Source organism: uncultured Alsobacter sp. (assembly GCF_945952055.1).
GTDB lineage: Bacteria > Pseudomonadota > Alphaproteobacteria > Rhizobiales > Beijerinckiaceae > Alsobacter.
In genome coordinates this window covers 38941-47760 of the sequence record NZ_CAMFHB010000047.1, presented here as the reverse complement: position 1 = coordinate 47760, position 8820 = coordinate 38941, and the positions used below count along the sequence as shown (strand labels likewise).

5 protein-coding genes are annotated in these 8820 nt (G+C 67.3%); 3 read left to right on the top strand and 2 right to left on the bottom strand.

Annotation, left to right across the window (positions count from 1 at the left end):
* Positions 1-606 precede the first annotated feature (606 nt).
* From Q0Q47_RS25300 to Q0Q47_RS25290, 3 genes are all read left to right on the top strand, one after another.
* Positions 607-1971 carry a porin gene (locus Q0Q47_RS25300; protein ID WP_293866732.1) on the top strand — a complete coding sequence of 455 codons (1365 nt, stop codon included), beginning with the start codon at positions 607-609 and terminating at the stop codon, positions 1969-1971.
* A 129-nt stretch (positions 1972-2100) separates the two neighbouring features.
* On the top strand, positions 2101-3501 hold the full coding sequence (locus Q0Q47_RS25295; protein ID WP_293866729.1) for a porin: 1401 nt from the start codon (positions 2101-2103) through the stop codon (positions 3499-3501).
* 324 nt (positions 3502-3825) lie between these two features.
* Positions 3826-5142 (top strand): porin, encoded by a 1317-nt coding sequence (locus Q0Q47_RS25290; RefSeq protein WP_293866725.1) that lies wholly within the window; start codon positions 3826-3828, stop codon positions 5140-5142.
* 369 nt (positions 5143-5511) lie between these two features.
* On the opposite strand, the gene Q0Q47_RS25285 is transcribed toward Q0Q47_RS25290, so the two are convergent.
* Together Q0Q47_RS25285 and Q0Q47_RS25280 are read right to left on the bottom strand one after the other, a co-directional pair.
* A complete protein-coding gene (locus Q0Q47_RS25285) occupies positions 5512-6432 on the bottom strand; it encodes an alpha/beta hydrolase (RefSeq protein ID WP_293866722.1) in 921 nt (306 codons plus the stop codon).
* A complete protein-coding gene (locus Q0Q47_RS25280; protein ID WP_293866719.1) occupies positions 6429-8564 on the bottom strand; it encodes a lytic transglycosylase domain-containing protein in 2136 nt (711 codons plus the stop codon). Before Q0Q47_RS25280 ends, Q0Q47_RS25285 begins: the two co-directional genes overlap by 4 nt.
* Positions 8565-8820 lie beyond the last annotated feature (256 nt).

Here is an 8820-nt window from a genome sequence, read left to right as displayed (position 1 = left end):
TGCAGGGGAGGGTGGATCGCGCGAAGCGCGAGACGGGTGGGGGCGGTGCGGCAGGCTTTTGTACGACGACAGGACCGGCCCCGGCTTGACCGCCTCGTTCTTCGTCGCGGTCCCCACCCGTCAGCCGCTTTGCGGCTGCCACCCTCCCCTGCAGGGGAGGGAGAGCGCCTTCAATCCAGGCCGTGCAGAGATGTGTGAATCCAGAAGGGCCAAGCCCGGGCAGGACGGCGGAGAGTTGGTCGCCCGCCGCCGATGTCAGATGCAACGCCCTACCGGGGTTCGGTGCACAAGCTCTCAGGACGAAGGAATGGGTGCTGGGATCGATTCACACGCTCTCAGGACGAGGAGAGTGGAAGCTGCGCAAAGAGAGGATCCGCGGACGTTTCGGGACAAATATAACCTGTAGTTGTAATATCTCTTAGAAAATACAACCCTTACGCGAATACTCTGTGTTTCCTGAGCAACACTGACGGCAATTGGCCTGTTTTGGGGCTCTTCATGTCTTTCTGATGTTGAAGCGCCGTCCGAAGCAGAGCAACTCTGCTGCCGTGCCTGCGGTCGTCTCATTTTCAAGCCGCAGGGTCCATTTCAGGAGCAAAGACACCCATGCGTTTCACCACGCCCCTTTTGTCCTCGGCGGCCCTGCTCGCCATGGGGACCGTCGGCTTCGCTGCCGACCTGCCGTCGAAGAAGGCGGCTCCTGTCGAGTACGTGCGCGTCTGCTCGCAGTTCGGCGCCGGGTTCTTCTACGTCCCGGGCTCCGACACCTGCCTGCGCGTGTATGGCCGCGTCCGTGCGGACTACTACTATAACCAGCCATTCTCGCGCGATTCCAACACGACCTCGACCCGCGCTCGCGGCTACGTCCGCCTTGACAGTTACACCCCGACCGACTGGGGTCCGCTGCGCGCGACGACCGGAATCTTTGTCACGCGTGACTCTGGTCGTGTGACGGGCGGTTCGGGCGCTGCTGGCGGCACGACTCTTCCGAGCGGCACTGACGCCAACATCACGCTCGATTGGGCTTACATCCAGTTCGCCGGAATTACTGCTGGCCGCCTCCCCGTCTCCTTCTTCGAATTCGCCCCGCTCGGCGGCGTGTCGATGGTTGGCGGCAATGCTCTCGGCCGCGGCTCTGACTACGGCGCGAACAACGTCCTGGCCTATACGGCTCAGTTCGGCGGTGGGTTCACGGCCACGCTCGCGATCGAAGACGGCACGGAGCGCCGCGTTGGCATTGCCAATGCCGGTGCCGACTTCAAGCTGCTTACCGGTGAGAAGGCTCCGACCTACGGTGGCCATTCCATGCCGGACGTCGTGGGGCGCCTCGATTATACCGGCACTTGGGGGCAGGCCGCGCTGACCGGCGCCATCCACCAGACTCGCGTCGGTTCGCCTGGTACCAAGACCCGCACGATGACTGCTGCCACTGGCGCCGTGACTGAAGGTTTCGGCAACAGCTACACCAATGGCGCCGTCGGTGACACGGTATACGGCTTCGCGATCCAGGGTGGCTTGAAGATCAACCTCCCGATGATCGCTGCTGGTGATGCTCTGTTCCTTCAGGCGGCGTACGCCGATGGCGCCAACAGCTACACTGGCTGGAGCACCACGGGGGTCGGTACGTTCAGCACGATCACCTCGGCTGACGTGATCTACGATCCGGCGGGCAATGCGAAAACGTCGAAGTCCTATTCGGTGGTCGGCGGCCTGCTGCACTACTGGACGCCCACGGTCCGCCAGGGCGTGTTCGTCGGCTACGGTAAGCTTGACCAGTACGGCAAACTGTACGACGCAGCGGCTTTGACCGTCGGCACGAACGTGTATTGGTCGCCGGTGAAGGGCTTGGATATCGGCGCCGAAGTTGGGTACCAGAAGCTCACGGACACGCCGAACTCGGCTCTTCCGCTGGCCGTTGGTTCATCTCGCGACAACTACTTTAGCCGCATTCGCTTCCAGCGCGATTTCTGATCGATCGATACAGCATATGGAGCCCTGGCGTGAGCCAGGGCTCTTTTTTGGTCATCACTACAACCAACGATAGATTTGCCGAATAAGTATTATTGTTTCTAGTACTTTGCTGCGACTGCGAAAATTACATTGATCTTCAGGGAAAATGAAGATAATAGTGGTATTGCCTTAATTTCTTGCGGTGGATGCGCGATGTTGAAGTCAATTCTTTATGCGAGCACCCTCGTCTTTCTTTCGACAGGTGCCAAGGCGGCCGATCTGCCGTCGAAGAAGGCTGCTGCCGTCGACTATGTTCGGATTTGCAAGATTGGCGATGTCAGCGGTTTCGTGATCCCCGGCTCGGACACCTGCCTCAAGGTCAGCGGGCGTGTGCGGGCCGAATATTTTTATGCGGAGACCTTCAGTCGGGACTCCCATGCGACCGCGACGCGCGGTCGTGGCTATGTGGGCCTGGACGCTCTCACGAGCACGGAGTTCGGTGTCGTGCGAACGGCGGCGCGCGTGTTCGTGACCCGCGACACCGGTCGCGTCACCGCCGGGTCGGGCGCGCCTGCAGGAACGCGGCTGCCCTCCGGAACGGACGCGAACCCGACGCTCGATTTTGCCTATGTGCAATTCGGCAACCTCACGGCAGGGCGGATCGGCACGTCCTTCTTCGAATTCGCGCCCTTCGGTGGCGTCTCATTCGACGGCGGCGGGACGCTGGGCCGTGGCTCCGACTACGGATCGATCAATACCCTAGCCTACACCGCGAACCTGGGCCTGTTGACTGCAACCCTCGCCATCGAGGACGGGACCGAGCGGCGCGTCGGGCTCGGCGCGGTCTCCGGTGACACGCCCGCGTATGCTGGTCACGCCGTTCCCGATCTCGTCGGCCGTCTCGACTACACTGACGACTGGGGCCAGGCCGCGCTGACGGGTGCCATCCATCAGTCGCGTGCAGCCTCTCCGTCGACGGCCTTCCGGGCCCAGTTCATTGGTGCTGGTGGCGTCCTCGCGATCTCCACGACTTACCCGAACGCCTTCACCGCCGGCGCCGTCGGCGAGACGGCGTATGGCTTCGCCGTGCAGGGGGGCCTCAAGGTCAACCTGCCGTCGCTCGGCGCGGGCGACGCGCTGTTCCTCCAGGCGGCCTATGCCACGGGGGCCAACAGCTACACGGGATGGGGCGGCACGGGAGCCGGGACGCTCGCGCCGCAGAGCTACGACGTCGCCTACGATGCGGCCGGGAAAGCGAAGCTGTCGGACTCCTGGTCCGTCACCGGTGGCCTGCTGCACTACTGGACGCCGTCCCTGCGCCAGGGCGTTTTCGCGGCCTGGGGCAGGCTCGACCAGTTCGGGCCGTCGAACGACGTGGCGGCCGTGTCGGCCGGCACGAACCTCATCTGGTCGCCGGTGCGCAACCTCGACGTCGGGGCCGAGGTCGTCTACGCCAAGCTGACGCAGACCCCGCGCAGCCTTCTGCCGCTGCAGGCCTTCGACCAGCGTGACTCCTGGTCGGGCCGCGTGCGCTTCGAACGGGACTTCTGAGGCCTCCGGCCCAGCTCGCGATTCGTCACGACGTGGAGGAGGAGCCCCGGCCCCGTGCCGGGGTCTCTTGCGTCGGTCGTCTTTTGCAAGATGACGAGGGCGTAATGTTGGATTCTGGCTGCCCAAAATTCAGGCTAAGTGCCCTGAAACGTTCATCTCTTCAAGAAGAGTGTTGTGTCGAAAACACAGCTGAAGCGCGTGTAGAGCCGCGATGCCTTCGCTACTGCAACATACGGTTGCAAAGCTTCCGGCTGGCGGACACTGTTTGGTCATGGCAGGGCCCTTTGCCCCTGACGCATCCAGACGTTCCGCTCGGAGACTTCCATGCGCCTTTCCTCGATCTTCCTCGGCTCGGCTGCCGCCCTGTCCATCGTCGGCGTCGCCTCCGCAGCGGACCTGCCTTCCAAGAAGGCCGCCCCGGTTGAGTACGTCCGGATCTGCTCCATCGGCGAAGTCACCGGTTTCGTGGTTCCCGGCACCGATACCTGCCTGAAGGTCGGCGGTCGTGTCCGCGCCGAGTACTACTACAACCAGCCGTTCACGCGTGACGCGAACACGACGTCCTTCCGTGGCCGCGGCTACTTCACGCTCGACGCGATCAACAACACCGGCTACGGCCCGCTGCGCGCCTCGACCCGCATCTACGTGACGCGCGACTCCGGCCGCGGCTTCAACGCCAACAACGTGAACAACGCCAACATCGGCAACGGTGCCGGCACCACCAACGCCGACGTCGTCCTCGACTGGGCCTACATCCAGTTCGCCGGCATCACGGCCGGCCGCGTGGCGACCTCCTTCTTCGAGTTCGCGCCCTTCGGCGGCATCTCGTTCGAGGGCGGCGGCAACCTGGGCCGCGGCGCTGACTACAGCTCCATCAACACGCTGGCCTACACGGCGACCTTCGGCGACTTCTCGGCCACGATCGCCATCGAGGACGGCACGGAGCGCCGGGCCAACGCGCTCGCCCGCGCCAACGGTGCCTTCACGATCATCGGCAACCCGACCTACGGCGGGCACGTGATGCCCGACATCGTCGGCCGCCTCGACTACACCGCCGCCTGGGGCCAGGCCGCTCTGTCGGCCGCCGTGCACCAGAGCCGCGTCGGCCTCGGCAGCAACGTCAACAACGTGTTCGGCCTCGGCAACACGATCGGCGACACCGAATACGGCTATGCCATCCAGGGCGGCCTGAAGGTCAACCTGCCGATGCTCGCCCCGGGCGACGCGCTCTTCCTGCAGGCAGCCTACGCCAACGGCGCCAACAGCTACACCGGCTGGGCCGCGACCGGCGCCGGCACGCTGACCCCGGCGACCGCCGACGTCATCTACGACGTGAACGGCAATGGCCACACCACCAAGTCCTGGTCGGTGACCGGCGGCCTGCTGCACTACTGGACCCCCACGGTCCGCCAGGGCGTCTTCGCCGCCTATGGCCGTCTCGACCACTGGGGCCCGCTCTACGACACCGCCGCCTTCTCGGCCGGCACCAACCTGATCTGGTCGCCGGTGAAGAACCTCGATATCGGCGCCGAGGTCACCTACTCGAAGCTCACCCAGACCCCGCGCAACCTGCTCCCGATCGCCGCTTTCGACGAGCGCGACAACTGGGCCGGCCGCATCCGCTTCGAGCGCGATTTCTGATCCTGACGGCAGGGTCGAACGAAAAAGCCCCGGCCATCGGCCGGGGCTTTTTTGTCGGGTTGAGGGTTCGTGCGTGCTTCGACAGGCTCAGCATGAGGCTTCGACACGGCCGCTGCGCGGCCTGCTCAGAGCTCGTGAATTTTTCGGTGGTCCAGCTCGCACCTCCCTCTCCGCGTCATGGCCGGGCTTGGCCCGGCCACCCACGACTTCAGAATGGCACAGGCAAGGTCGTGGGTCCCCGGGCCAAGCCCGGGGATGACGGCTGAGAGGTCGGTTTGAACTGGACTGCCAGTCCTTCGCTGATAGATCCACAAGCTCTGAGCAGCCCGCGGAGCGGGCGTGTCGAAGGACGCAGGATAAATCAGACAGTCACGCGCCCGCCTCCGCGGGTGTCTTGACGCCCGCCCGGCCGTCCTCGGCGTGGGCGATGAAGCTGGCGATGCGGTTCATGGTGGGGGCGTCGCGCAGCAGGGGCGCGTGGCCCTGGCCGGGGACAACCCAGCGCTCGCACGCCGGGTGGGCGGCTTCCATGGCGGCCAGCGTCTTGTCGCTGAGCAGGTCGGAGTTCTCGCCGCGGATGGCGAGGACCGGCACGTGGTTCAACCCCGCGAACAACGACCAGAGCTGCGGCAGGGGGGCGTCGAGGTCGAGTTCGGCGAGGCCCTTCATCAGCGCGGTGTCGTAGGTGGGCGCGAGCCGGCCGCCGTCGTCGCGGAAGGTGCCTTGTGCCAGGGCCATCCAGTCCTCGTCCGAGAGCCCGGGGAAGCGGGCGTCCGAGACGCTGCGCAGGATCGCCACGGCATCGTGCATGGAGCGCGGCGGCGGCAGCTTGCCGACCGAGCCGCGGATGCGGATCAACCCCTGCGAGTCGATGACGGGGCCGATGTCGTTCAGCACCACGGCCCGCAGCATCGCCGGCCGCATGGCGCCGATCGCCATGGCCACGAGCCCGCCGCGTGACGTGCCGACGACGGCCGCCTCCTCGATCCCCAGGGCCGTGCACTGGGCCAGCACGTCCTCGCACTCGATGCGCGGATCGTAGCGGCGCCAGTCGGCGTCCCGGCCGGAGAGGCCCCTGCCGCGATAGTCGATCGACACCACCTTGCGCGGCCGGTGCTTGTGCCCGGAGAGCGCCAGGGCGAGATCATGGAAATCGGTGCTGTTGCGGGTCAGTCCGGCGAGGCAGAGCGCCGGCAGCCGGTCCTCGAGATGCGCGCCGTAGATGCGGGCATGGAGGCGGCATCCGTCCGACGCCGTGGTGAAGACGCTCTCGAACCCTTCGGAACTCACCGGCTCGCTTCTCCCTTGGGCGCTCCGCGCCGCAGATCCTGCATGATCAACATGGCCTCGCGATCGCCCATGCGGCTGCGATAGGCCTGCAGGTTCTCCATCACGCGCTGCACGTAGTTTCGGGTCTCGGTAAACGGGATCCGCTCCACCCAATCAATCGGGTCGATCGCCGCATTGCGTGGATCGCCATAGGCTTCCACCCACTTCTTCACGTTGCCCGAGCCGGCGTTGTAGGCCGCGATGGCGAGGATGTAGGAGCCCCGCCACTCCGCCGCGAGCCCCGACAGATAGGCCGAGCCCAGCGCGGCGTTGTAGCCGGGGTCCGCGGTGAGGCGGTCGAGCGAGAAGTCGAGCTTCAGCTTTCCGGCGGTTTCGCGGGCGGTCGCAGGCATGAGCTGCATCAGGCCCCGGGCGCCCGCGGTCGACTGAGCCTTCGGATCGAACGAGCTTTCCTGCCGCACGACAGCCAGAACGAGCGGGGTCTCGATCCCCTCGGTCGCGAGGCCGTCCAGTGGAATGCCGCCTGTCGGAAAGGCCTGGCTCTCGAGCGGAATGCCGCGCTGCAGGGCTGCCTTGCCGATCATCAGCTGGGCGCGGGCATCGCCGATTTCCTCGACCGCCGTCGCCACGGCGGCCATGTCGGCGGGGTCGCGCTTGGGCTGGGCGGCATCCGCCAGGAGCGGCAGGGCCAGGTCGCGGGCGCCGGCCGCCATCAACAGCCGCACGGCATCGCCCAGAAGGGCGCCGGGGCCGGTGGGCGAGGCGCTCGGGCGCTGCAGCACGAGGTCCGTCCGTCCGAGCCGGGCGCGGGCCAGTTGCCCGTACCACGTCGTGCCGTGGCGGGCGGCGGTCTCGTAGAAGGCATGAGGGTCGGCGCCGGCCGCCTCCGCGGCACGGCCCTGCCAGTACGCCGCCCGGGAAACCGAGATCGGCGTCGTGGCATGGCGTGCGGCGTCCGCGAAGTGGCGGGCGGCCGTGGCCGGGTCGGACAGGAAGCGCAGCGCGATCCAGCCCGCATGGAACTCGCCCTCGATGGCATAGGCGCCGGTGCCGGGCGGGCGCGCGGCGGCGACCTCGTAGGCCAGCCGCTGCTCGCCCTGGTCCAGGAGCTTGCGCGCCAGGATGCGGCGTTCCGTCCACCAGCCCTCGGGCGCGACCAGGGCCGCCGCGTCGCGCGGAGCCCGCGCCAGCAGCTGGGCGGCCTCCTGCGGCTTGTCCTTGCGCCGCAGCACCTGGGCCTTGGCGAACAGCCAGGCGGGCTGCTCCTGCAGCGCCTTGGGAACCGCGTCGACGAGCGCGGCCATGTCGGAGGTGCCCTTGGCCGCGGCAATGCGCGCCTGCGCCAGCTTCACGTAGTCGGCGCCCGCTCGCGCGGCACAGCGCAGGCCATCGGCCCAGTCCTCGCCGAACAGGAAGCGCTCGGTCCGTGCCATGTGGTCCGCCGGCGTGACGACGCGGCCGAAATCGTCCAGCACCGCGTTCTCGATCTCGGCGCTGAAGTCGTCCTCGCGCCAGCTGCGCCGGACCAGGGCCGCCGCCTCGGCCGCGCGGCCATTGGCGGACCAGGCGCGGGCGAGCGCAAGCTTGCCCATGGCGGTCATCGGCACGTGGCCCTTGAAGTGGGCCAGCACCTGTTCGGCCGTCGGACGGCTCGCCATGAGCGCCTCCTCGGCCCGCCTCTGCATCTGGCCCCGTCCGGGCCAATGCGGTTCTTCGGCGAGGAACGCCTGGATCCGGGCATAGCCCGCCTCGCGCGGCAGCAGCCGCAGGGCGGCCCAGCGGGCCACCGTCCGGGCCGCCGGGTCGTCCAGGGTGGCTGCCTTCGCGTCGCCGCCTGCCAGGTCGCCCCGGCGATAGGCGTCGAGCGCGGCCCGCAGCGCGGCGAGGTCCGGATGCTCGGGACGCGGGGCGAGACGGTCGGCCAGAGGCCCCTGCGGCGACGCGGCACCATCGGCGGCGTCCAGCTGCACGGCGACGGGTTCGGGCTTCGCCTCGCCCAGGGGGGCGGCCTCCTCGAGCCTGGCGACCGAGAAGATGCCATCGTCGGCGGAACGCACGGAATCGACCAGCACGGGCACGGCCGCGCAGGCAGCGAAAACGGCGAAGAGCCGCGACGGGGTCAAGCGCGTCATGTCGACCTTTCGGCGTAGAGTCTCACTCTCGCCCCCCACCGTCCACTCTGGGCGCGCGCTTGTTGACGCGCCGTTAACCGAACGGGCCCGATCGATTCAATAGCGAAGCACCATGGCGGGACGGGGGCAGGGGGGCGGAGGAGCGGGGTGGCGAGCGAATTGCGAATGGCGAATAGCGAGTAGGCATGGTGAGCCTGCTTGCGGCTCATCCGGCAAGGCTCCCCCTTTCGCTACTCGCTACTCGCCACTCGCCTCC